Origin of the sequence: Desulfovibrio cuneatus DSM 11391, assembly GCF_000430005.1 — a bacterium.
Lineage (GTDB): Bacteria > Desulfobacterota > Desulfovibrionia > Desulfovibrionales > Desulfovibrionaceae > Frigididesulfovibrio > Frigididesulfovibrio cuneatus.
This window is the reverse complement of the sequence record NZ_AUCY01000013.1, coordinates 70,857-93,502: the sequence shown is the minus strand read 5'-3', so window position 1 is coordinate 93,502 and position 22,646 is coordinate 70,857. Positions and strand designations below refer to the sequence as shown.

General features: G+C 56.1%; 20 protein-coding genes. 8 read left to right on the top strand and 12 right to left on the bottom strand.

The features are described from left to right. Nucleotide 1: 1 nt before the first annotated feature. Nucleotides 2-1,552: a YifB family Mg chelatase-like AAA ATPase gene (locus G497_RS0103185; protein ID WP_027187059.1), complete on the top strand. Its 1,551-nt coding sequence runs from the start codon at nt 2-4 to the stop codon at nt 1,550-1,552. Nucleotides 1,553-1,650: 98 nt separating this feature from the next. Further along, a complete protein-coding gene (locus tag G497_RS0103180) occupies nt 1,651-2,706 on the top strand; it encodes a ParA family protein (protein WP_027187058.1) in 1,056 nt (351 codons plus the stop codon). A 125-nt stretch (nt 2,707-2,831) separates the two neighbouring features. On the opposite strand, the gene G497_RS0103175 is transcribed toward G497_RS0103180, so the two are convergent. The 9 genes from G497_RS0103175 to G497_RS0103135 all read right to left on the bottom strand — a co-directional run bounded on the left by G497_RS0103175 (nt 2,832) and on the right by G497_RS0103135 (nt 11,805). Then, on the bottom strand, nt 2,832-3,776 hold the full coding sequence (locus G497_RS0103175; protein WP_051257785.1) for a DMT family transporter: 945 nt from the start codon (nt 3,774-3,776) through the stop codon (nt 2,832-2,834). A 99-nt stretch (nt 3,777-3,875) separates the two neighbouring features. Next, entirely contained in the window at nt 3,876-4,805 is a 930-nt protein-coding gene (locus tag G497_RS0103170) for a DMT family transporter (protein ID WP_051257784.1), read from the bottom strand. Nucleotides 4,806-4,865: 60 nt separating this feature from the next. Beyond that, complete coding sequence (locus G497_RS18895) at nt 4,866-5,564, bottom strand: phosphatase PAP2 family protein (protein ID WP_084515948.1); 699 nt, start codon at nt 5,562-5,564, stop codon at nt 4,866-4,868. A gap of 15 nt (nt 5,565-5,579) precedes the next feature. Beyond that, nucleotides 5,580-6,422 (bottom strand): DsbA family protein, encoded by an 843-nt coding sequence (locus G497_RS0103160; protein ID WP_034636334.1) that lies wholly within the window; start codon nt 6,420-6,422, stop codon nt 5,580-5,582. 107 nt (nt 6,423-6,529) lie between these two features. Then, entirely contained in the window at nt 6,530-6,862 is a 333-nt protein-coding gene (locus tag G497_RS0103155) for an AzlD domain-containing protein (protein ID WP_027187054.1), read from the bottom strand. Beyond that, nucleotides 6,855-7,571, bottom strand: a complete 717-nt coding sequence (locus tag G497_RS16490) for an AzlC family ABC transporter permease (protein WP_051257782.1) — start codon at nt 7,569-7,571, stop codon at nt 6,855-6,857. Before G497_RS16490 ends, G497_RS0103155 begins: the two co-directional genes overlap by 8 nt. Before the next feature lie 18 nt (nt 7,572-7,589). Then, a complete protein-coding gene (locus G497_RS0103145; RefSeq protein WP_027187053.1) occupies nt 7,590-7,928 on the bottom strand; it encodes a hypothetical protein in 339 nt (112 codons plus the stop codon). Between the two features lie 2 nt (nt 7,929-7,930). Continuing rightward, complete coding sequence (locus G497_RS0103140) at nt 7,931-9,301, bottom strand: sigma-54-dependent transcriptional regulator (RefSeq protein WP_027187052.1); 1,371 nt, start codon at nt 9,299-9,301, stop codon at nt 7,931-7,933. Continuing rightward, on the bottom strand, nt 9,298-11,805 hold the full coding sequence (locus G497_RS0103135) for an ATP-binding protein (protein WP_027187051.1): 2,508 nt from the start codon (nt 11,803-11,805) through the stop codon (nt 9,298-9,300). Before G497_RS0103135 ends, G497_RS0103140 begins: the two co-directional genes overlap by 4 nt. A gap of 353 nt (nt 11,806-12,158) precedes the next feature. Between G497_RS0103135 and G497_RS0103130 the strand changes: the two genes are divergently transcribed. The 6 genes from G497_RS0103130 (at nt 12,159) to G497_RS16480 (ending at nt 17,656) form a co-directional block, all read left to right on the top strand. Next, on the top strand, nt 12,159-12,725 hold the full coding sequence (locus G497_RS0103130) for a cytochrome c3 family protein (RefSeq protein WP_027187050.1): 567 nt from the start codon (nt 12,159-12,161) through the stop codon (nt 12,723-12,725). Next, entirely contained in the window at nt 12,722-13,186 is a 465-nt protein-coding gene (locus G497_RS0103125) for a multiheme c-type cytochrome (RefSeq protein WP_027187049.1), read from the top strand. Before G497_RS0103130 ends, G497_RS0103125 begins: the two co-directional genes overlap by 4 nt. Before the next feature lie 155 nt (nt 13,187-13,341). Beyond that, nucleotides 13,342-15,606 carry a nitrate reductase gene (locus tag G497_RS0103120; protein ID WP_027187048.1) on the top strand — a complete coding sequence of 755 codons (2,265 nt, stop codon included), beginning with the start codon at nt 13,342-13,344 and terminating at the stop codon, nt 15,604-15,606. A gap of 197 nt (nt 15,607-15,803) precedes the next feature. After that, entirely contained in the window at nt 15,804-16,103 is a 300-nt protein-coding gene (locus G497_RS18890; RefSeq protein ID WP_051257781.1) for a hypothetical protein, read from the top strand. Further along, nucleotides 16,100-16,570, top strand: a complete 471-nt coding sequence (locus tag G497_RS0103110) for a 4Fe-4S dicluster domain-containing protein (protein ID WP_027187047.1) — start codon at nt 16,100-16,102, stop codon at nt 16,568-16,570. The genes G497_RS18890 and G497_RS0103110 overlap by 4 nt, the downstream gene beginning before the upstream one ends. A 3-nt stretch (nt 16,571-16,573) precedes the next feature. Further along, nucleotides 16,574-17,656: a 4Fe-4S binding protein gene (locus tag G497_RS16480; RefSeq protein ID WP_051257780.1), complete on the top strand. Its 1,083-nt coding sequence runs from the start codon at nt 16,574-16,576 to the stop codon at nt 17,654-17,656. Between the two features lie 269 nt (nt 17,657-17,925). Here G497_RS16480 and G497_RS16475 read toward each other — a convergent pair whose 3' ends face one another. The 3 genes from G497_RS16475 to G497_RS0103090 form a co-directional block, all read right to left on the bottom strand. After that, entirely contained in the window at nt 17,926-18,471 is a 546-nt protein-coding gene (locus tag G497_RS16475) for an EF-hand domain-containing protein (RefSeq protein WP_034636330.1), read from the bottom strand. Nucleotides 18,472-18,788: 317 nt separating this feature from the next. Then, nucleotides 18,789-19,643 (bottom strand): TIGR00282 family metallophosphoesterase, encoded by an 855-nt coding sequence (locus G497_RS16470; RefSeq protein ID WP_342663647.1) that lies wholly within the window; start codon nt 19,641-19,643, stop codon nt 18,789-18,791. 300 nt (nt 19,644-19,943) lie between these two features. Then, entirely contained in the window at nt 19,944-22,421 is a 2,478-nt protein-coding gene (locus tag G497_RS0103090) for a penicillin-binding protein 1A (protein WP_027187046.1), read from the bottom strand. Nucleotides 22,422-22,646 lie beyond the last annotated feature (225 nt).

The window sequence follows — 22,646 nt, the reverse complement described above, 5'->3', positions numbered from 1 at the left end:
TATGTCGCGCATTGCCAGGGTTATGTGTGGTGCCCTGTACGGGGTGGACGCCTTCCGGGTAGACCTTGAGGTGGCCTTTTCCCGCACGGGCATGCCCGCCTTTACCATGGTGGGCCTTGCGGAAGGCGCGGTGAAGGAAGCACGGGACAGGGTGTTTGCCGCCCTGCGCAGTAGTTCCTTCCGCCTGCCGCCTGCCCGCATTACCGTAAACCTGGCCCCGGCAGACCGCAAAAAAGGGGGCAGTTCCTACGACCTGCCCCTGGCCATTGGCCTTTTGTGCGCGGCTGATTTGCTTCCGCCAGAAGCGGTGCAGGCAGCGGAAGGCTATTTTTTCGCCGGGGAACTTTCCTTAACAGGGGAAGTGCGCCCCGTGCCCGGTGTGTTGCCCCTGGCTATTTTGGCCCGTTCATTGGGGGTGAAGGGGTTTATTACAGCCCCGGAAAATGCCGGGGAAGCGGCCATTGTGGAAGGCCTTGCCGTGTACCCGGCCCGTTCATTGGGGGAAGCGGTGGGGTTTATTGCAGGCCAGTGCCACATTGAGCCAGCCACGCCCCCGGTGGGCACCACCTATGCTGAAGAACTGGGGGAATTTGCCCCGGACTTTGCTGATGTAAAAGGGCAGGAACACGCCAAGCGGGCCATTGAAATTGCCGCCGCAGGCGGTCACAACTTGTTGCTGCTTGGCCCCCCTGGCAGCGGCAAAACCATGCTGGCCCGGCGCATGCCATCCATTTTGCCCCAGCTTGATTTTGAGGAAGCCCTGGAAGTGACCAAGGTATACAGCGTGTGTGGCCTGCTGCCTGCGGGGCAGGGGCTTATGCAGGAGCGCCCGTTCCGCTCGCCGCACCACACTATTTCCGAATACGGCCTTGCTGGCGGCGGTGCGTACCCCAAACCGGGTGAAATTTCCCTGGCGCACCGCGGGGTGCTGTTTCTGGACGAGTTGCTGGAATTCAAAAAAAATACTCTGGAAGTGCTGCGCCAACCGCTGGAAGAAGGGGTGGTGACCATTTCCCGCTCAGCCATGAGCCTGACATACCCTGCCAATGTTATGCTGGTGTCGGCCATGAACCCGTGCCCGTGCGGCTATGCCACAGACCCAAAACGCCGCTGCACCTGTACTGACATGGACATTCAGCGCTACCGGGCGCACCTTTCCGGCCCGCTCCTTGACCGCATAGACTTGCACGTGGAAGTGCCTTCCGTGGCCTTTGAAGATTTGCGCAGCGTCACGCCGGGCAAATCTTCCGCTGCCATGCGTGAAACGGTGGAACGCACCAGGGCTGTGCAGCGTAAGCGCTACGCAGGCACACCCTTTAGCTGCAATGCAGGTCTTTCCGGCAAGGCGCTGGAACACCATTGCGCTTTGGATGAAGCTGCCCATAACTTTTTACGGCAAGCCGTAACCAGCCTGCACCTTTCTGCCAGGGCCTATACGCGCATTCTGCGCATTGCCCGCACCGTGGCAGACATGGAAGCAAGCGAGCGCATTAGCGTGGTACACCTTGCCGAGGCAGTGAACTGCCGGGTGCTGGATAAGGAGAATGGGTAAAGGGGGTAAAATGAAGACTCTTGATTGACACACTAAGAAGAAGTCATTAGTATTACACATAACTCTAAAAAATGTAAATCTAATGAAGGTAATTGGACATGGCTAATCAAATGAATCAATCATTCTACAACCGCCAGGAAGATATAGCAAATGGCAATGCATCCCCACTTCAACTGCCAAAACATTCATTATATACCATTTGCAATCTTCGCGGAGGCGTGGGGAAGACCTCTTTAGCTTTTAACCTATCTTCCCTTACAAACAATTTATTAGCCATTGACACTTGTCCACAGGGAAATCTTTCATATTTTTTTGATGATGAATATAGCTTTAAGCAAACATTATCATCCTATGAAATGTTGTTGCCATATTTCTTCCCCGGATTTGGAAAAGCAACAGGTGTTGCAAAACCTATAAAAGCTACAAACCAATACTTTAATGCTCCATTGCTCTCTAAGAACTATTTTATTAAATCATCTAACCAACTGTATTTGTTCCCATCTCAAATGGCAAACTCCATAGCGCAAGCTCGTGCGTTAAGTGGACAAAATCAAACTCAACTCATTGATACTATATTATCTTCATTGAAAACAGAAATTACAAGAGAGATGAAGGAGACATCAACAAGCAAGTGCTTAATTGATACATCACCTTTTTTTGCTGGGGCAACTCATCTTGCCTTATTAGCAGCAGAAGCATTATTGGTCACAGTGCGAACCGACCAACAATCCGTTAATTCACTTAATCTTTTGATTGATACTTTATCTAACCCAGCGAGCGAATTTAGAAAGAATATGCTTTCAAATGGTTTTACCCCAAAAATACAAATGATCATATTAACTCATTGTGGTTGGTCTACTGTAGCGGGGGCGCGTAACAAGCCAAACCAGCAAACTAAAATGTTTATTCAAAAAATATTTGATATAGTACAATCAAATATTAATTTTTTTACAACTGATGATCCCTACAACCACATTTTTATTCTAGATGACTTCTTGGGTAGTGGAAGAATGTCAACAGCTTTAAGAAAGCCTATTAATATGATGACTCAGGGGGATACTATGACTATAAATAGGGTTAGAACAAGTGTTAATAAATCTATTGTGAAGATACAGCACGAGTTGCAATATATAAGCGACTGTATATGGACGTAATAAAGTTGTGGCGCAACGCCATTTCTCTTATATCTTCATTACAAAAAATAAGGAATGGAGCGGCACCACGGCGCTCGAAACTATGCAGTTTCCCTCTTATACCGATTAATGCGGCGTGCCGCCCCTTATTTTCCCCAATCCTTCTTAATGGCTGTTTCTTTGGTTGCCAGCAAAAGGCCACCAAAAATCAACGCGCCGCTTACTAGGTGTACAAACAGTAATGGTTCCCCCAGCAGCAGGGCCGCTTCTACCCCGGCAAACAGCGGTATGGTGTAATAAATGAGGGAAGCCCTGGCAGAACCTGCCAGTTGCACAGCCCGCCCCCAGGCCCAATAACTGAACAGGGAAGGGCCAAGCCCCAAATACAGCACCTGCCAGCGCAGCCCTTCCGACCAGGGCACAACAAAGCCCTGCTGTTGCCCTTCCATCACATAGAAAGGCAATAAAAACACGACACCCAGTCCAAAAGTAACGGCGAGAAAGCCCAGCTGTGTACCCCCTTGCGGTTTTTTGCGCAGCAGCAGGGTGTATAGAGCAAAGGAAAGGCAGGCGCTGAGCATGAGCAAATCTTGGGGGGTAAAGGAAAATTGGGCAAGCACTGCAAAGCTGCCTTTGGAAATAAGGTACACTACCCCGGAAAATACCACCACCACTCCCAAAAGCCTGCGCGGGGAAATGGCGTCGCCAAAAAACACCCGGCCCAGTACCAAGGTAATGAGGGGGGAACTGGTGGCTATAAGCGACATGTTCATGGCTGGCACAGTGTGGGCCGCAAAATAAATTGCCGTATTAAAGTAGCTCACGCCAATAATGGAAACCAGCACATAGTAGCCTTTGTGCGCCCAATAATGAGCCCGTGCTTGCCACATCTCGCGGAAAGCAAAGGGAATAAGAAATAAAAAAGCAGTTCCCCAACGAAATACCGAAATGGTGATAGGGGGAACCTGACCGCTAAGCTGACGGCTGACAATAAAGTTGCCGGACCACACAAGGGTCGCCAAAAAAGCGAATATGATGCCGCGCACTTCCGGGCGGCTGAACAAGCCTTGCGGCTGGGGGGTCGGTTTCATAGGTCGGGAAGCCTTTGTTATGGAAATGCTGAGAATGTCGTGTAAAGCCCAAAACGGGCTGAGTAAACTCTTTTGCCATGCCTTAGGCATTGCCCTTCCCTACGACGCCCGAGTGGATAACGTCGCCAGGAGCAACCCGCCAATAATCAGCACACCGCTTATGGCATGCACAACAAGCAACGGTTCCCCCAGGAACAAAGCCGCTTGGAGTCCTGCCAGCAAGGGCAGGGTGTAGTAAATGAGCATGGCCCTGGCAGCCCCCGCCAGTTGCACCGCCCTGCCCCAGGCCCAGTAGCTGAACAGGGAAGGCCCCAGCCCCAGAAAGAGTATGGGCCAGCGCACCCCTTCCTTCCAGGGGGGCATAAACCCTGTTTGTTGCAATTCCAGCACAAAGGCCGGCAATAGAAACAAGCCCCCAAGGCCAAAGGTGACCGCCAAAAAACACACTTGCGAGCCGCCATTGGGTTTTTTACGCAGCAAAACAGTATACACGGCAAACCCGGCCGCGCCCCCAAGCATAAGCAGGTCATGCCGGGAAAAAGAAAGGTGCAGTAGCACGCCAAGGTTACCTTTTGCCAACAGAAACAGCACCCCCACCAGCACCACAGCCAGCCCACCAAGCTGCCGGGGTGTGAATACGTCACCAAACAGCATCCGCCCAAAGAGCAGGGTGAACAAGGGGGAACTTATGCCAATAAGGGAAATGTTCATGGCAGGCACGGAATGCGCTACAATATAGGTAACCGTACTGGCAAAGCTGAAGCCAATGGCCGCAAGGCACGCATAATAACCCTTGTGCGCCCAGTAATGCTGGCGGTGCCGCCAAAGCGGCACCGCAGCCAGGGGCAGAATAACCACAAAGGCCAGGGCAATACGGTACAATGAAATGGCAAACGGGGGCATATGCCCCACTAATTGGCGGCTTACCAGCACGTTCCCCGACCACACAAGGGTGGCAAGAAATGCAAAGAGGCTGCCGCGCACTTCAGGCCGAACCCAGAACCCTGGCGAAGAAGACGCCTGTTTCATACAAAACCTTTGGGGGGAACGTTGCCTGCCCCAGGCAGAGCAAAGAAATGACAAAAAAAATTACCGGGCAAACTTTTCAAGCCGACGAAAGAGCGAAAAAGAGGGCAACCTGCGCATAAGCACCGGCACAAGAACAAGGATGCACCATGCGGAAAACGACCCTACCAAAGCACCGGCAAACACGTCCAGCATGTGGTGTTCACGCAGCACCAAACGGGAAAAACCCATCACGGCCGGGAACACTCCCAGCGCCAGGCACCACAGCGGGGAACCCAGGCTGTGGGCCAGGGGGGCCGTGGCCCCGGTTATTTCTGCCGTGTGCCCAGAAGGGAACGAGTGATGGATACTGTGCGTGGAAAAAAAGTACAGGCCCTGCTCCCCGGCATAGGGCCGGGAACGTCCTACAACCACCTTCGTTCCCTGCACAAGCACAGCCGTTATAACTACCTGTACCAGTAAATAGGCAAGAGGCAGGCAAATAAGCTGCCACTGCCCACGGCTCAGGCCCCGCGCAAGCAGCCATGCGTACACCGCATAAAAAACCATGTTGCCGCAGGCGGAAACAAGCCGCATGCAGGCAACCAGCGCCGGGTATTGGTCCTTCACTGTTTTGAACAGCGTGTCCGGGGCTTCTCCCATTACAGCGCACAGCAGCAGCACAGAACCAAGCACAAGCATAAGGGGCAACAAAAACCACACCTGTAGTAGACAAAACTGCCACAACGCTGGTGCTGTTACCCCTTGGGTATCATTTGTCATGCAAAACGCCGGTAATTATTTTTTGAGGGCAAGTGCCATTTCAATGGCTTCCTCAAACAGTTCCTTGGAAACAGCCCCGCGAATAACCAGGTTGTTTACAAAAAAGTAGGGTGTGCCATGCACATCAAGCCTTCCGGCTTCATCACGAATGGAGCCAAGGCGTTCTTCTGTTTTCTTGTTGGTGGCGTCTGCTGTCAGGCGCTTCACATCAAGGCCCACCTTGGTCCCTGTGGCTTTCAAAAAGCCTTCCCCCTGGTTCACTAGCCCTTCCACCCCGGCAAACAGGGCATCGTAATACGCCCAGCCCTTTTCTTCGCTTTGGGCAAAGGCGGCTACGCAATAACGGGCAGCCAGGTAGGAAAGTTCGCTATCTGTTTTGGGCAGGGGTTTAAAGACAAAACGCACCTTGCCCTTATACTTTGCCAGCAGGGCAGGCATGGCTTCTTCTGCCTGGCGGCAATAGCCACAGGTAAAGTCGGAAAAAGCGACCACCGTAACCGGGGCCTGGGCTGCCCCACGGGAAAAGCCCTCTTCCACGGCTATCTGCTTGGGGGTTTTGGCGTCTTGCGCCCATTGGGCCAGCATGCCCTTGCGTTTGCGTAAAATATTTCCTTGCTGGGCCGCTTCCAGCACCACTTCACTGTTGGCCCGCAGAACACCCAATACAAGTTCCGGGTTTTCACGCAAAACGCGCTTTACCGCAGCTTCCAGGGCAGGGTCTGCGGCAGGCTGGGTGGCGGAAGGTACCGTTGCGGCCGTGGCTGAAGGCAGGGGGGCCAGGGCAAAAAGGGCGAACACGCTAGCAGCCAGGGCAGCTTTGCCCAGTATATTCCCAAAATCAATGCAAAGACGTTTCATATTTATTCTCCTGAATAACTCAGATGAGGTAGAGGTAGGGTGAGTAACGCCGCCGAAGCATCTTACCCGCCGCTGGAGCGGAGACGGAAAAACAGTGTTTTCATAGCCTAGAAGGAGAAAAATCGCAACAAGGCCATAGCCCCCATGCCTGCGGCAATGGTAGCAAGAAAGCTACGGAAATACCAGCCCGCCGCAAAGGCTGGCACCGCTGCAATAAGGTAGGAATAATCCCGCGCATAGCTTGCCGTGCCGGGTTCCCCTGTGTGGGCCAAAAACAGAGCAGGGGCTAAAAGCGCCCCAAAAATGGCAGGGGCCACCATGCTGAGCCACCGGGTAAGCCAGCCGGGCAGGGGCCGGGAAGAAAGCAACAGCATAGGCAGCCAACGCGGCAAATAAGTGACCAGGGTCATGCCTGCAATAAGCAACAGGATATCAGGCATTGGTGTGCTCCGTGTCTTGTTCCTTGGCAGGCGCCTTTTCTGGCAACAGGCAGGCCACGGTGGCCCCTGCTACTGCCGCCACAAGCACATGCAACCGCTGGCCCCCCATGCCTTCTGCCAGGGCAAGGGAAAGGCCCCCCGCCACCAGGGCAGCCGCCAGGCCCCTTTGGGTGCGTAGCCAGGGCAACAGCAGGGCCACAAACATGCCTGCCAGGGCAAAATCAAGGCCAAAGGCTTCCAGGTTACTGCCTGTGCTGCCAAAAGCAGCCCCCAGCACCCCGGCCGTAACCCAGGTTATATGGGCAAAAAAGTTCATGCCAAAGGTTTCCGGCTTAAAAGCCCCGCGGGTGCTGAACCGGCCAAGGTTCATGGCAAAGCTTTCGTCCGTCAGTTCAAAGGCAAACCAGGCCTGGGCAGGCACCCCCCAGGTGCGCACAAATGGGGTAAGGGCGGCAGACATAAGCAAGTGGCGCAGGTTCACTACAAAGGTGACCAGCACAATGGCAGGCACGGAAGCCCCTGCCACCAGCATGCCCACGGCAATGAACTGGGCCGACCCTGCATAGACAAAAAAGGACATCATGCCCGCCCAAAAAGGGCTGAGGCCTGCCTTAACAGCCAGCACCCCATAGGCAAAGCCCACAGGGAAGTACCCCAGCATAATGGGCATGGCATAGCGAAGGCCGGAACAGAAACCGCGTATATCCATATGTATTTTTCCTTCTCACTAATATATCACAGCAGCCCGCATGGCCAGCACCAGCAGCACACTTACCCCCGCGTGCAACACCAGAAGCACACGGGCAGGCACGCCCTTGCGAAAGCACAAAAATGCCCCGGCACTGTACCACACCGTCATTAACAAAAGCTTGGTGCCATATGCCCCTGGTGAAGCATAATACCACAGCCCTGCCACTGGCCCTGAATTTCCAAAAGGATACAGCCAAGGCGTGTGCCACACAATCCATGCTTCATCCAGGTTAAGGGCCAACATAAAGCAACACCACAGCAGCCACACGCCGCGCAGCGCCAATTCGCCTTTATGCATGGTAACAAAAGGATGCATCGTTAGATTTCTTTTTTGAGGAGCTCGTACAAATGCCCGCGGGAAACGCCCGCCACAGCGGCTGCCTTGCGCATATCATTTTTATACCGGTGCAACAACGTTTTCAGGTACTGGCTTTCGGCCTGGGCCTTCCATTCACGCAGGCTGGGCAAGCTTTCTTCCGGCAGGGAAAGGTCTGCCAGCACAGGGACCACAGCTTCCCTCAAGCGTTGGCGGGTAAGGGTAACGCGCATTTCTGCGGGCAGGTTGCCCACAAACAGCCGTTCCTGCCTGCCTGCGGCAAGGCAGGCCTGCCCAAGGGTGTGGAACAGTTCTCGCACGTTTCCGGGCCAGGAATAATGGGTAAGGGCGTCCATACATTCCGGGGTTATGTGCTTTTCTTCCATGCCGTGCTGGAGGCAAAACCGGGCCACGGCAAATTGCGCCAGTTCAGGAATGTCGCCTACTCGGTCCCGCAGGGCAGGAATGCGCACGGTAACCCCTTGCAGGCGGAACAGCAAGTCCGTGCGGAACAGCCCCATGTGGGCCTGCTTTTCCAGTTCTTTATTGGTGGCGCACACCAGGCGGAAATTGCTTTCCACCTCTTTTGTTTCCCCCACCGGACGAAAGCGCCGTGTTTCCAGCACCCGCAAAAAGCTGGCCTGCATGGGCAGGGGCAGTTCCCCCACTTCGTCCAGAAACAGGGTGCCTTCATGGGCCTGGCTGAGCAAGCCGTTATACTTGCGGTCTGCACTGGTAAATGCCCCCTTGGCGTGGCCAAACAACTGGCTTTCCACCAGCGTGGGGGGCAGGGCGGCGCAGTCTACCGTAATAAACGGCCCCCCGGCCTGGGGGCTGTTGCTGTGCAGGGCCTGGGCAAACAGGTCTTTCCCTACCCCGGTTTCCCCCAGTAGCAGCACGTTCACATTACTGCCTGCGGCTTCAGCCAATAGTTGCAGGGCACTTTCAAGGGTGGGGCTGTTGCCCAGAATGCCGGAACGCCGCAAAGGAGCAAGGGTGCTTTTGTCGGCCTTTGCCTCCCGAAAGGCAGCAAGCTGGGCAATGCGCTGCTTCAGCACAGGCAAGGAAAGGGGCTTTGTTAAAAACTCCACAGCCCCGCCATACAGAGCCTTTTCCACGGCCTCTCCGTCGCTGTAGCCAGTTATAACCAGCACCTCCGGCCGGGCAGGCAGGTTGCGCAGGGTAGCCACATGCTCCAGCCCGTTGCCGTCTGGCAAAAAAGCATCCAGCAGCACCATGTCCACCCCTTCCCTGGCCAGGGCCAACCCTTTGTGCAAGGTTTCAGCCCCTACCACCGTGTGCCCAAGGGCGCTGCCTGCTTCCTGGGCCAGTACGCGCACCAGCAATTCGTCGTCAATCACCAGTAATTTCATGCTGGTTGCCCATCCTGTGACCCTACAAACTGTTGCAAAGCACTGTGGGCCTCACCTATGGCGGCATCGGTAACCGACCACGGCAAATTGTCGGCCCTTGCAGTGGCGGCTTCTTCAAGCTGGGCGCAGGTGGTTTGCATACGTTTTAACCCCAGCATCCCGCTGGAGTTTTTCAGGGCGTGGGCCACAAGGGCCACCTTATCTTCGCGCAGGCTGGCAACGGCCTGGGCCAGGGCGGCACGCTGCCCCGGCAGTTCCTGCAAAAACAACTGTGCCATGTGGTGCAACAGGCCCTTGTTGCCTTCCACACGTTCCAGGGCTTCATCCATACAAAACACATCATTTTCCTGCTGCACTGGTTCCCCTTTGGGGTAAAGGGCATGCACTACTTCAAGCAGGGCTGCCGCAGTAAAAGGTTTGGTCAGGTGGGTACAGGCCCCGGCCTGCAACAAGGCCTGCTCTGTGGCTCCATCCTGGGTGGCACTCATGCTGATAACCGGCATGACCAAGGTTCTGCCGGGCTGCATTTCCTTCAGGTGGGCCAGCACTTCCAGCCCGGTTTTACCCGGCAGGTACATGTCCAGCAGCAACAGGTGGAAGCACTGCGTGGCAAGGGCTTCAAGGGCTTCAGTGCCGCTTTGCACAGTGCACACCTCATGCCCGGCCCGCTCCAGCACATCGCCAATAAAAAAGGTGGTGACCCTGGCATCTTCCGCCACCAGAATACGCAGGGGCGAAGGCGAACCAGCCTGGCATTGGGGGGGCGGGGCTTGCCCTGCCACAGAAAGCCCCACAGCAGGGCTGGCATAGTTAATTGCCTGAGCACTCATGACGACCTGGGCAGGAAGACCAGCCTGCGGCGCTTCAACCAAAATACCCGGAGTGGTGCAGGGAACTTCATTGCCCGTGGCAGCGGCAATGCTTGATGTGCCATGCTCCTTCTGCGCTTGCTCTTGCACCAGCTTTTGCGGCTCCTGCTTCGGGCCGGGCACGCGGCACACAACCCGCAGGGTAAACACGCTGCCGCCGCCAGGGGCATCTTCCAGCCACAGGGAGCCCCCCATAAGCCGGGCAATATCCCGTGCAATACCAAGCCCAAGTCCTGTGCCGGGTTGTTGCTTTCCGGCACCGCCCTGGGTGAAGCGCTCAAAAATGGTATCCCGCTCTTCCTGTGGCACCCCTGGGCCTGTGTCTTGCACGGCTATTTGCAACACAACATGTTCTTGCCCTGCCACATACGGCTGCCCCAAATGCTGTGAGGTGCAGGTAACCTGCAAGTGCACTTCCCCTGTTTGCGTAAATTTTACGGCATTGCCCACCAAATTGCCCAAGGCCTGGCGCAGGCGGAACGAATCACCCACCAGGGTGGCAGGCACATCAGGGGCAACGGTAAGGGAAAGTAGTAGCCCCTTTTCCCGGCACACAGGGCGGAACATATCCAGGCACTGTTCCAGGGCAGGGGCCAGCAAAAACACGTCTTCCTGCAACGTAAACTTGCCTGTTTCCAGCTTGGCGTGGGTGGTTATGTCGGTAATCATTTCCAGCAGGGCAGCGGCAGCGGCATGCATGTACATTGCAGCGGTACGCTTGGCGGGAGTGGCATTTTCACACAACAGTTCACTCATGCTCACAATACCACTTATGGGGGTGCGCATGTCGTGGCTCATATTGGCCAGAAAAGCATTCTGCATACGGGCTTTTTCTTCTGCCTGCAACCGCTTGCGGGTAAGAATGTAGGAAGCACCGCCAATGCCCATAACCCCCGTAAACCCCATAAGCCCATAAAAATAACTCAAAGTGCGGGCATGGTTTTCCATTACCCCCAGGAAAGGGGCATCATTCAGGGTAAGGCTGATACCGCCGCGCACGTCCCCCACAGAGGCATCTTTATGGCACATGAGGCATTTTTCTTCGGTGGGCAGGGGGGCCATGTAGCGGTATACCCCGTGGCTTTGCAGGGCCAGGGGCTCCTGCCCATTCTGTCTGTTCCGGGCGTCCTGAATATCCCGGCCGTTCTGGCTTGCAGGGCTGCTGCCTGCTGGAGTGTGTCCAAAGGCTTCTGCCTGCCCGGCCTTGAGGGCGCGTATGGCCTCTTCTTCCCAGGCATCGGCCTTATTTTTGGGGTTCAGGGGGGCATGGCTGACAATACGAATTTGTGTGCCCCGGCTGGTGGTAAAGTCGGCTATCTGGCGGCTCATGTAGGCCGGGTTCATCAGCACCAGGGGGGTGCCGTCCTGCAAGGTGGCGCGCTGTATGGCTTCCGGCAGCCAGGGGTTGGCCTGGCCGTACTCGCTTTCCTTCACATACACCCCGCCGTGCATGGTGTTCCAGGCGCGGGTGTCCAGCATCTGGTCGCCCAGGGTACGGGCTTGCAGGCGCACAAGGTCATGGGCGTGCTGCTGTTCACCAGCCACCCCCCGCTGGAACAAGCCAAACACCAGCACAAGCCACACAAGGGAAAACAAAAAAGGCACTGCATACACCCGCAAAGGATAACGTGACATACACTTCTCCGCACAACAGGTTACAAACCAACAGTCATACATTCCTTACAGGTTCATTTTTCAGGCAAGAATCACAAAAATCCGGCAACAGTCATCTATTTCTGACAGGTGTGTCATCTTTTTCTGAATGCGTCAAGAACAGCAAGACGGTTGCCACAGATGCAGCCAATTTAATATCAATAAATTCAACATAGTGAAAAAAAGAACCCCATGGCATAGTTCTTGTTATGCATTGGTAAGAGAATGAGACATTCAAATTCTGTGCGCTCCCCCACGCAAGGGGCGTAGGAGCAGCGCACAGGTGTTCTTTTTTTGGCATGATATGCCAGAAGAATGAGGAAGGAGAAGGCCGTATGCGCTTACGAAAACGCTACGGGGTGGCGGCAGTAATGTTACTGGTTATTGCCATTGGCACAAAGGTGGGCATTTCCCAAACCCAGCGGACGGAATTTTGCCTTTCGTGCCATGAAATGCGCGTATACCAGAAAGAGCTGGAAGCCTCCCCCCATGCCAAAGACGCCCAGGGGAACCCCATTGGGTGTACCCAATGCCACGTGCCAGGTTCTGGCGTGGTGCGCATGATGGCTGCCAAAAGTTTTATGGGCATAAAAGATGTATGGGTGCATTATGTGCAGCCACGGGAAACTTGGGACAGAGCCGCCATGCAGCCCGCTGCCCGCCGCTTTGTGGACGACGCCAACTGCCTTGCCTGCCACAACGACCTTACCCGCAATGCCAAGGGCGACGGCCCGGTTTCCGCCGAGGGGAAACTGGCCCACGATTCCTATTTGGGGAAAAATGGACAGGCCCGTAGCGGGTGTGCAGGGTGCCACATGAACATGGCCCACTTGCCCCCCTTTGACGCACGCCTGCCCCACAACGCAAAGTTCAAGAGTAAACTGGAGGAGATGCCCAAATGAGCTGCCCGTTACGCAAACCAATTGTGATTATTCCCTCGCTCATTGTGCTGGGGCTGCTGCTGGGGGGCGCTTATTTTGCCTACATTTCCTGGGCATTCCCGGCTGAACGCTGCGAAGCGGCGAAACATCTGGACGATCCGGACCGCATGGGCGACTGTTACGGCTGCCACGTAAAGGTCACCCCGCGTATTGCCCAGCAATGGTATGAAAGCAAACACGGCATAACCCTGGTGCGCTGCCAAACCTGCCACGGTGAACCAGACGGCAAAGGCTCCATTCCCTTTACACGCCGCCCAGGGGTGGATATTTGCGCCCGGTGCCATTCCTTGAGCATTGACCGCATGGAAGCCAAGTTCGGCAAGCGGGACGACTGTTCCACCTGCCACCCCTACCACCAAAGCCCCATGCACGGCAGCGCCTATACTTTCCGCCAGGCGACCGACAAAAAAACATTAGAATAGAGGCCCTTCAGCCGTATGATTGAGAGGCTTCTTATGCCTCCCAGCCCTGTTTCAGCCTATGCGCGGGTTGCCACAATAGCGCAGCCACAAAGCACCCGGCCTGCCACACCCGCTGCATGGCCTGCACACAGTGCTGCCACCAAGGAGAATACACTATGAACAGTTCACGCCGTGAATTTTTACGCAACATGGCCCTTGCCGCAGCCATTGCGGCAGGCAGTGGCCCCCTGCGGGCCTTTGCCGCCAGCCAGAACGATTCCCCGGAAAAATGGATAAAAGGCGTGTGCCGCTACTGTGGCACAGGCTGCGGCGTTATTGTGGGGGTAAAAAACGGCAAGGCCGTTGCCATTAAGGGCGACCCCAACAACCACAACGCAGGCCTTTTGTGTTTAAAAGGCTCCCTGCTTATTCCCGTTCTCAACTCGCCAGACAGGGTCACACAGCCTTTGTACCGCAAAAGCAAGAATGCCCCCCTGGAGCCTATTTCCTGGGACAAGGCCCTGGACCTTATGGCTGCCAAGTTTCGCGGGGCAATTGATACCCATGGCCCAAACTCCGTTGCCTGGTACGGTTCAGGCCAGTGCCTTACGGAAGAATCCTACGTTGCCAACAAAATATTCAAGGCTGGCTTTCGCACCAACAACGTAGACGGCAACCCACGCTTGTGCATGGCTTCTGCCGTGGGTGGCTACACCACCACCTTTGGCAAAGACGAACCCATGGGTTCGTACAGCGACATAGACAAAGCCACCTGCTTCTTTATTATTGGTTCCAACACCTCGGAAGCGCACCCGGTGCTGTTCCGCCGCATTGCCCGCCGCAAGCAGGCAGAGCCGGGCATTAAAGTGATTGTGGCAGACCCGCGCCGCACCAACACTTCCCGCATTGCCGACCTGCACATCCAGTTTCGCCCTGGCACAGACCTGGCCCTTATGCACGCCATGGCCTGGGTTATTCTGCATGAAGAGCTGGACAACCCCCGCTTCTGGAACAAATACGCCACGTTCATGAACCTGGAAGGCAAGCCTGCCACCATGGAAGAGTACAAGGCGTTTCTGGAAGACTATACCCCGGCAAAAGTGGCCGCCATTTGCAATATTCCCGAAGCGCAAATTTGGGAAGCTGCCAAAACATTTGCCGAATCCACCGCCAGCACATCGTTGTGGTGCATGGGCATTAACCAGCGGGTACAAGGGGTTGCCGCCAACAACCTTATTCACAACCTGCACCTGCTTACAGGGCACATTTGCCGCCCCGGGGCCACGCCCTTTTCCCTTACCGGGCAGCCCAATGCCTGCGGCGGTGTGCGCGACGGCGGCGTGCTTTCCCACATTCTCCCTGCCGGGCGCTCCGTGACCAACCCCAAGCACCGGGAAGAAATGGAAACCCTGTGGGGCGTTGCCCCCGGCACCATCAGCGACAAGCCCGGCTACCACACCGTGGCCATGTTTGAAGCCCTGGGCAAGGGCGACATCAAGGCCATGATTATTTGCGAAACAAACCCGGCCCAAACCCTGCCCAACCTGAACAAGGTACACAAGGCCATGGCCAACCCCGATTCCTTCATTGTAAGCATTGAAGCCTTCCCGGACGCCATTACCCTGCGCTATGCCGACCTCGTTCTTGCCCCGGCCTTCTGGTGTGAACGCGACGGCGTGTATGGCTGCGGCGAGCGCCGCTACGCCCTTATTGAAAAAGCCGTGGAACCGCCTGCCCAGTGCCGCCCCACCGTGAACACCCTGGTGGAATTTGCCAAGCGCGCCGGGGTAGACCCCAAGCTGGTGGCCTTTGCCAATGCGGAAGAAGTGTGGGACGAATGGCGCATGGTGGCCAAAGGCACCACCTACGACTTTTACGGTATGACACGGGATCGCCTGCGCAAAGAATCTGGCCTGCTATGGCCCTGCCCGGATGAAACCCACCCCGGCACCCTTTTGCGCTACGTGCGCGGGGAAGACCCATTAGTACCCCTGGACCACCCGGACAAGATATTCTTTTACGGCAGGCCCGATGCACGCGCCGTTATTTGGATGCGCCCCCACAAAGGCGCGGCAGAAGAACCCGATGCCGAATTCCCCCTGTACCTCACTTCCATGCGGGTTATTGACCACTGGCACACCGCCACAATGACAGGTAAAGTGCCTGAACTGATGCGGGCCAACCCCCATGCCTTTGTGGAAATTCACCCCGAAGACGCCAGCACAGCAGGCATTGCCCAAGGCGACAGCGTGATGCTGGAAACGCGGCGCGATAGCATGGCCCTGCCCGCACGGATAACCGAAGTGTGCAAAAAAGGCCTAGTGGCTGTGCCCTTCTTTGACCCAGAAAAGCTAGTGAACAAGCTGTTCCTGGATGCCACAGACCCCATCTCCCGCGAGCCAGAATACAAAATCTGCGCCGTACGCATCCGCAAGGCATAATAGGTAGAATACTAGGGGACTCCGTCCCCCATACCCCCTGCAAGGGGAATGATTCCCCTTGACCCTCATATTTGCGTTTGCTTTCCCGCCTTGCGGGCAAGCAAACGCTGATAGGGGTTCCAAGGGCATCATGCCCTTGGCGGTGGGGTTTGGGGAGGCAGAGCCTCCCCAAATTGCAAATCGCAGAGAGGTAAGTAATGGCAATTACGGGGCTTGTGATTACGCCTGTGGGCGGGCAGGAAGCGGCAGTGGTGGCGAGCTTGGCGGCTTTGCCGTATATTTCTGCACTGGAGCCTATTGAGGATACCGGCAGATTTGCGGCGGTGCTGGAAGCGCCCATGCTGGAGCTGGAAACCACGGTGAACGAGGTGCTGGCGCTGGAAGGCGTGGTTTCCGTTGAGTTGGCCTTGCTTACCTGCGAGGACGAGTTGGGGGAAGAAGGCACCATTCCCTGCCCGCCGCACAAACCGCGCAAACTGGCCAAGGCTGGAACATGAAGCCGTTTTTTACTCCCTTGCGCCCACCGGGGGCTGTGGCGGAACAAGAATTTTTGCGCCGCTGCATCCGTTGCGGGCAATGCGTGCATGCCTGCCCCTGGCAGGCGGTGCGCCTTGCTGGCGGGTGGGGCAAAACGCGCAACACCCCGGTTATTGTGCCCCGGCACACCCCGTGCTGGCTGTGCATGAAGTGCCCGCCGGCCTGTCCTTCCGGCGCGCTGGACGCCAGCGTGACCAGCATGGAAAAGGCCAACATGGGCCGGGCTATTATGATAAAAGACCAGTGCCTGAACTATAAGGGCGGCACCATGTGCTGGACATGCTATGACCGTTGCCCGTTGCGTGGCAAAGCCATTATTCTGGAAGGCGGCATACTGCCCACCATTACAGATGCGTGCGTGGGGTGCGGCGTGTGTGAATATGTATGCCCTGAAAAGGCCATTACCACTGTGCCGGAGAAAAGGTAGCCCATGCCAATGCCAACAACCACCTTTACTGAAAATATGGCCGGACTTTTGCCAGAACACTCCATACCACCTGAGCGCACGGTTTCCTGCCCTTCGGCCTTCGCTGCCGCAGCGGCAGCCGCTATGGAAGCGCAAAGCAGCCCCAAGGCAGAAGAAGCAAGAGCAGAGGCAAGCCGTGGGGCAACGGCAACTACGGAGCAGCGGCACCATTCCCCTGCCCCCAGGCCACTTCCCTTTGGCAACCGCTGGTATGTGCGCTTGCGCCGCCCGGTGCAGTGCAGTGTGTTTATGCTGTTTCTGCTTTTGCCATGGCTGCACAGCCAAGGCTTTGTGGGCATTAGTGGTTCCCTGTATGCCCTGAACGTGTTTAATGTGCCCTTTGCCGACCCAGTAAGCGCCATGCAAGCCCTGCTGGGGGGCTTGGTGCCCTTCAGCTTATGGGCCGGGGCTGGTATTGTATTACTACTTGCCCTGCTGTTTGGGCGGGTGTTTTGCGGCTGGCTGTGCCCCTTTGGCCTGCTTTCCGAAGTGGCCCATACCCTGCGCCGCCGTTTTGCGCCCCCAAAGGCTACACCGCCAGCTTCTTCCCCCCCCACGGCATACCGCCAATGGTTTCGCGTTCGCACCGGGCTGTGTTTGCTGGGGATTATTTTAGCTGCATGGCTGGGCTTTCCTGTGCTTAACAGCGTTTCCCTGCCTGGTGAACTTTCCCTGCTCTCCCTGCAAGCCCATGAAGGGATGGCTGCCGTACTTGTGGCCCTGGCCTTGCCAGTGGCGGTGCTGCTGGCTGAAGTACTCACCGGAAAACGCCTGTGGTGCCGGGTGTGCCCCCAGGCGGCCTGCCTTGCCCTGGCGGCTGCCTGCACACAACAAGGGTTTGGCGTTGCCTGGAACGCCACCCGCTGCACCTGCCCACGCCATGCCCGTATGTGTGAAGCGGCCTGCTCGCTACAATTGCCTGTGCGGCGCAAAAATGGCCCGCCACGCAGCGAATGCGTGCAGTGCGGTGATTGTGTAACCGCATGTGCCAAAGCCTGCACTGCGCCCCAGGGGCAGGCCTTACATATGGGATTTGAGAAACGCTGATTTATTCAATGCTTCCCTGCGTAGGCATAAGGGCAATTTATTTGCGCACGTACTAGAGCATTTCAACTTTGAAATGCTCTGTGGACGCGCAGCAGACATTCGCCAAGCGTGTCGTTTTATTCTATTATCACCTTGGGTTATGTTGAGTTGCCCATGTGTATTACGGAAAATGAATACAACGTTTCAAAGGTAAAATGCTCTAAACGAGTAAACGCACAGTGGGCTGGAACAAATCCAGCCCACTGTGCGTTTACGTATTCAGTATTTTTTTACTGCATGGTGGTGGCAGGCCTGCTGCGGCGCGGCTGCTGGGCCTTTTGGCGCTGTTCCTTGCGTGTTTCGCGCAGGGCCTTGCGTTGTTCCGGGGTAGTTTCTGGCTTGCGGGCCTTGGCTATTTTGGGTTCGCCAAGGTAGCGTTCAATTTCTTCTTTACCCACTTTATTATCTTTGTTGTAGTCAATAATCATAAATTTTGCCCCGGAACGGGGAAAGCACCCGCGAAATTCAAAAGAACTGAGCAGGCCGTCGGTGTTTTTGTCGCACTCTTCATAGGTGGGGCGAGCCTTTGCGGCGGCCTTGCCTTTGGGCTTTGGTTGCAGTGCTGCGCGCAGGTCGGCATCGTCTGCCGCCATTTGGCCTGAAAGGTCGCGCACCGGAGGCTTTTCCATAGGGGCTGTGGCCGCAGGGCTAGCTGCCCCGGTGGCAGGCGCTTTGGCAGGCGCAGAGGCGGGTGCGGTGGCAGCAAAGGCGGGTGCGCCCAGCAGCAGGCAGGCCATGGTCAGGGTAGCAAGGGCTGAAGAGAGGATGGAGCGCATATGAATCCTTTATGATGTTATGAGAGCGGCTACCATGAGCCGCCTGCATGTTTTATGTAATCATGAGCCAAGACAGAGAAATACTTAGGAACCACTGATTAGAGTGTATTTTGGAAACGCGCAGTTATTTCGTTTGGCTAGGCGTAAGCTTTTTTTGAAGCAGGAGTGACAATTCCGCAGGAAAGCGGAATTGGAAACTGCCTGCAAGGCGGGAGCCGAATGCCGAGGCCCAGGACGGGCCGAGTCAACTCTTCTGTCCATGACTGTTTCAAAAAAAGTGAAACAACACCGCCAAACGGAATAAATCAGCGTTTCCCTTACACTGCCAGCACACTGACCCCGCCCCGGCGCACCAAGTGAATTACCGTGGCCTTGCCTGTGGCGGCGTCCAGTTCCACAAGGGCCCCATTAAGGCCCGGTTCCCCTTTGGCAGAAACAAACGGGTGCGGCAAGGCTGTGGTAAAGCGGCGCACGGACGTTTCCTGCTGCATACCCAGCACAGAACCTGCTTCCACCCCGCACATGCCAAGGTCGGTAAGGCAAGCCGTGCCTTGCGGCAATATCATGGGGTCTGCCGTTTGTACATGGGTATGCGTACCAAAAACAAAGGAGGCCTTGCCGTCTAAAAACCAGGCCAGGGCGCGTTTTTCGCTGGTGGCCTCGGCATGAAAGTCTACCAGAATGAGGGGGGTATGCTCCCGCGCTTCAGCGCACAGGCGCTCTGCTACCTGAAAAGGGCAGTCCACCGCGTCCATAAACACCCTGCCCAGCAAATTCAACACAGCCACCTGCCTGCCACCCGGCAGGGAAAATAACCCAAGGCCACGCCCCGGCGCTTTGGGGGGGTAGTTGGCTGGCCGCAGCAGCCGAGGCTCCTTGCCAATGTACGCAAGGCATTCCTTGTGCCGCCACACGTGGTTGCCTGTGGTAATCACATCCACCCCGGCCCGGAATAAATCATTGGCTGTGGTGGCAGTAATGCCCACCCCGCCTGCGCTGTTTTCCCCATTGGCAATAATCATGTCCAGCTCTAACCGCTGCCGCAAACCGGGCAACAGCTCTTGCAACACCCTGCGCCCCGGCTGGGCTACCACGTCGCCCAGGCACAAAATGCGCACAATGCCAGGGGCGCTGGTGGGGGCGGGGTAGGCATTGGGAACAATAGATTGCATGGAAAACCTTAATGAGTTTGGTAGTACAGAGTTTTTTCGTTTAGCAAGGCGCGGGCCCAACGAGCCGTTGGGTCAGGGAGGCTCGTCATTACACGAAAAGCTCAGTAGCAAAGGCTTGAGGAAGGGCTGTATTTTTTCGTTTGGCAAGGCGCAAGCTTTTTCCCTAGGGGGGTGGGCTCTTTGGCTCTAACCCCCTTCCCTAAAGCCGACGGCAGTCGCGAGCGTAGCGAGCCGTGGAGAGAGGGCGGAGTGAACAGACAGCTTTGCTGGCTGTTCATCTCTACGACGCCCGAGCGGAAGTTAGAACTGCTTGAGCAAGTCGATCCCACCTTCCGTCGCCTCATCCATGGGGGCAAACCCCTCCCCGGAAACCACAGTGGGCTCCGTACCCGCAATAAACGGCAGCACCCGGCTTTTGGCCGTGCCCGGCCCGGAAAGAAAGCCCGTTTCCATGTCAATGTTGGCCGTGGTAATGCCTTCCGGCACCTTAAAGTCTTGCGGTGGGTACAAGCTGTCTACCATTTGGCGGTACTTGATGAAAATGGGCAGGGCAGCGCGCCCGCCAGTTTCCATGCGGCCCATGGGGCTGTTATTGTCATACCCCACCCACACGCTGGTGGTAATATACGGGGAAATACCAATGAACCAGCCGTCGCGTTCATCGTTGGAAGTGCCTGTTTTGCCCCCCACAGGGCGGCCCAGCACGCTGGCCCTGGCCCCTGTGCCTGCAGTGGCCACTTCTTTCAGCAAATACGACATAATATAGGCGTTTTGCGGGGTTATGGCCTGGCGCACGTTGGGTACAAAGTCCACAAGGTCTTCGCGCCAACTGTTTTGGATTTTGGTAATTTTGCGCGACTGCACGTATTTCCCTTCATTGGCAAAGGCGGTATACGCTTCTGCCATGGTCAGGGGGGTTGCTTCATAGCTGCCAAGGCTTAAGGCCAATACCGGGGGAATATTGCCGGGAATGCCCAAGTCCCTGGCCCGTTGCACCATGGCCTGCACGCCAATTTGGTAGGCAACACGCACGGTGCAGGCGTTGCGCGACTTAGCAAGGGCCGTAATAAGCGGAATGGGGCCAAGGTAGGAACCGTCAAAGTTCCCCGGCTTCCATTCTGCCCGGCCTGCGGCGGCTGGCAGCACAAAGGGTTCATCCAGCAAAATGCTGCCTGCGGTAAAACCGTTATCCAGGGCAGCGGAATACACAATGGGCTTGAAGGAAGAACCGGGCTGGCGCGTGGCCTGGGTGGCCCGGTTAAACTGGCTTTCCGTGGAAAAGGCATAGCCCCCGGCAATGGCTACAAGGTCGCCGCTGGCAATATCAATGGAAGCTACGGCCCCTTGCAGGTCTGGCCACTGTTCCAGGGCTAGGGGAATGGAGGTTGCCTGGGTAAAGTTACTTGCCTGATAGGCAGGCACCCCGGCCCCTTTCTTCGGGCTGGGCTGGGCTGGCACGCTTACCGGGTTTTCAGTTCCTTGGGTACCAATGGCGGAAACCCACACCACGTCGCCCACGGTGAGTACGCGGGTTAAGTCGCGCACTTGCCCGGCAGCTTCAGGGGAAATATTGGTGTTGGGCGTTCTTGCCCACCCAGTGGTTTTAATAGAAATAGTGCCAGTAAAGTCCTTGCCCAAACGCACGGTGGCTTTTTCCTTATCCACATGCACCACCAAACCTTGAACCCACCCGGCGTTTTCCAGCATGGCAGGGGCAAAGGGGTGTTTTTGCAGAAAAGCCGAATACTTGTCTTGGGTAATGTTTTCCAGCGGGCCACGCCAGCCCCGGCGCTTACAGGCGGCGTGCAACCCTTCGCGCAGCGAATTTTCCGCAGCTATCTGGTGCACAGGGTCCATGGCAGTGTATACATGCAACCCGGCCTGATACACTGCGTCCTTGCCATAAATATCTATGGGCAAGCCAAGGGCTTTCACGTTTTCTTCCTTAAAAAATTCAATAAGCTGGCGGCGTACTTCTTCCAGGTACCAGGCTCCCACTGTCCATGAAGGCTCCGGCATGGCCTTGTACACCATGGGTTCTGCTTTGGCCTGTTCATATACGGCGCGGGTTATGAAGCCCTTGTCCAGCATTTGTTCCAGCACATACAACTGCCTGTTGCGTGCGTCAGAAGGGTTGCGGTAGGGGTTGAACTTGGAAGGTGCCTGCGGCAAGCCCGCCAGCATGGCAGATTCTGCCACGGTAAGGTCTTGCACATGCTTGGCAAAATAGGTGCGGGCGGCTGCTTCAACCCCATAGGCGTTGTTGCCGAAGAAAATCTGGTTCAAGTACAAATACAGAATTTCTTCTTTGGTGAGATATTTTTCAAGCTGGTAGGAAAGAATGGCTTCTTTGGCCTTGCGTTCATAGCTGCGTTCCGGCGTAAGCAGTACGCGCTTGATGACCTGCTGGGTAATGGTGCTGCCGCCGCTACGGGTGTCGCCTGCTGCAAGGTTGGCAATAACGGCCCGCAAAATACCGCGAATATCAATGCCGGGGTGCTCAAAAAAACGGGCATCTTCCGCTGCCAAAAAAGCGTCAATCAAGTAGCGCGGCATTTGGTCCAGGTTCACAAGATAGCGCTTTTCTTCAAAAAACTGACCCAGAACGCTGCCGTCACGCGCATACACGGTGGTTACCTGGGGTAAGCGGTAGTCGTGCACCTTGGTAATGCTTGGCAGGTCGTGGGACATGTATACATACAGGCCAAATGCCCCGCCTGCGCCAAGCAGAATCAGCGATATCAAGGTGACAAGGGCAAAAGAAATAAACCGTTTCATATGAATCCTTGGATTTAATTATGCAGCAGCTCTTTTGGGGAGGCTCTGCCTCCCCAAAACCCGACCTTTTCCGTTCGGGCTACGTGATGATGTACAGGCAGCCAAGTTGCCCGTTCCCTCCGCCCTCACTCCACGGCCCGCTACACTCGCGATTGCCGTCGGCTTTAGGGTAAGTTGCAACCCCTCAAAAGGGGGTCAAGGGGCGTCACCCCCCTTGCAGGGGGT

Excerpts from the sequence above, each read along its gene's own strand:
- G497_RS0103175 (WP_051257785.1), bottom strand. The coding sequence starts at position 3,776 with ATGAAACCGACCCCCCAGCCGCAAGGCTTGTTCAGCCGCCCGGAAGTG.
- G497_RS18890 (WP_051257781.1), top strand. The coding sequence starts at position 15,804 with ATGGCAATTACGGGGCTTGTGATTACGCCTGTGGGCGGGCAGGAAGCG.
- G497_RS0103130 (WP_027187050.1), top strand. The coding sequence starts at position 12,159 with ATGCGCTTACGAAAACGCTACGGGGTGGCGGCAGTAATGTTACTGGTT.
- G497_RS0103135 (WP_027187051.1), bottom strand. The coding sequence starts at position 11,805 with ATGTCACGTTATCCTTTGCGGGTGTATGCAGTGCCTTTTTTGTTTTCC.
- G497_RS0103110 (WP_027187047.1), top strand. The coding sequence starts at position 16,100 with ATGAAGCCGTTTTTTACTCCCTTGCGCCCACCGGGGGCTGTGGCGGAA.
- G497_RS0103180 (WP_027187058.1), top strand. The coding sequence starts at position 1,651 with ATGGCTAATCAAATGAATCAATCATTCTACAACCGCCAGGAAGATATA.
- G497_RS0103120 (WP_027187048.1), top strand. The coding sequence starts at position 13,342 with ATGAACAGTTCACGCCGTGAATTTTTACGCAACATGGCCCTTGCCGCA.
- G497_RS0103160 (WP_034636334.1), bottom strand. The coding sequence starts at position 6,422 with ATGAAACGTCTTTGCATTGATTTTGGGAATATACTGGGCAAAGCTGCC.
- G497_RS16470 (WP_342663647.1), bottom strand. The coding sequence starts at position 19,643 with ATGCAATCTATTGTTCCCAATGCCTACCCCGCCCCCACCAGCGCCCCT.
- G497_RS16480 (WP_051257780.1), top strand. The coding sequence starts at position 16,574 with ATGCCAATGCCAACAACCACCTTTACTGAAAATATGGCCGGACTTTTG.
- G497_RS0103170 (WP_051257784.1), bottom strand. The coding sequence starts at position 4,805 with ATGAAACAGGCGTCTTCTTCGCCAGGGTTCTGGGTTCGGCCTGAAGTG.
- G497_RS16490 (WP_051257782.1), bottom strand. The coding sequence starts at position 7,571 with ATGGATATACGCGGTTTCTGTTCCGGCCTTCGCTATGCCATGCCCATT.
- G497_RS0103155 (WP_027187054.1), bottom strand. The coding sequence starts at position 6,862 with ATGCCTGATATCCTGTTGCTTATTGCAGGCATGACCCTGGTCACTTAT.
- G497_RS18895 (WP_084515948.1), bottom strand. The coding sequence starts at position 5,564 with ATGACAAATGATACCCAAGGGGTAACAGCACCAGCGTTGTGGCAGTTT.
- G497_RS0103090 (WP_027187046.1), bottom strand. The coding sequence starts at position 22,421 with ATGAAACGGTTTATTTCTTTTGCCCTTGTCACCTTGATATCGCTGATT.
- G497_RS0103140 (WP_027187052.1), bottom strand. The coding sequence starts at position 9,301 with ATGAAATTACTGGTGATTGACGACGAATTGCTGGTGCGCGTACTGGCC.
- G497_RS16475 (WP_034636330.1), bottom strand. The coding sequence starts at position 18,471 with ATGCGCTCCATCCTCTCTTCAGCCCTTGCTACCCTGACCATGGCCTGC.
- G497_RS0103185 (WP_027187059.1), top strand. The coding sequence starts at position 2 with ATGTCGCGCATTGCCAGGGTTATGTGTGGTGCCCTGTACGGGGTGGAC.
- G497_RS0103125 (WP_027187049.1), top strand. The coding sequence starts at position 12,722 with ATGAGCTGCCCGTTACGCAAACCAATTGTGATTATTCCCTCGCTCATT.
- G497_RS0103145 (WP_027187053.1), bottom strand. The coding sequence starts at position 7,928 with ATGCATCCTTTTGTTACCATGCATAAAGGCGAATTGGCGCTGCGCGGC.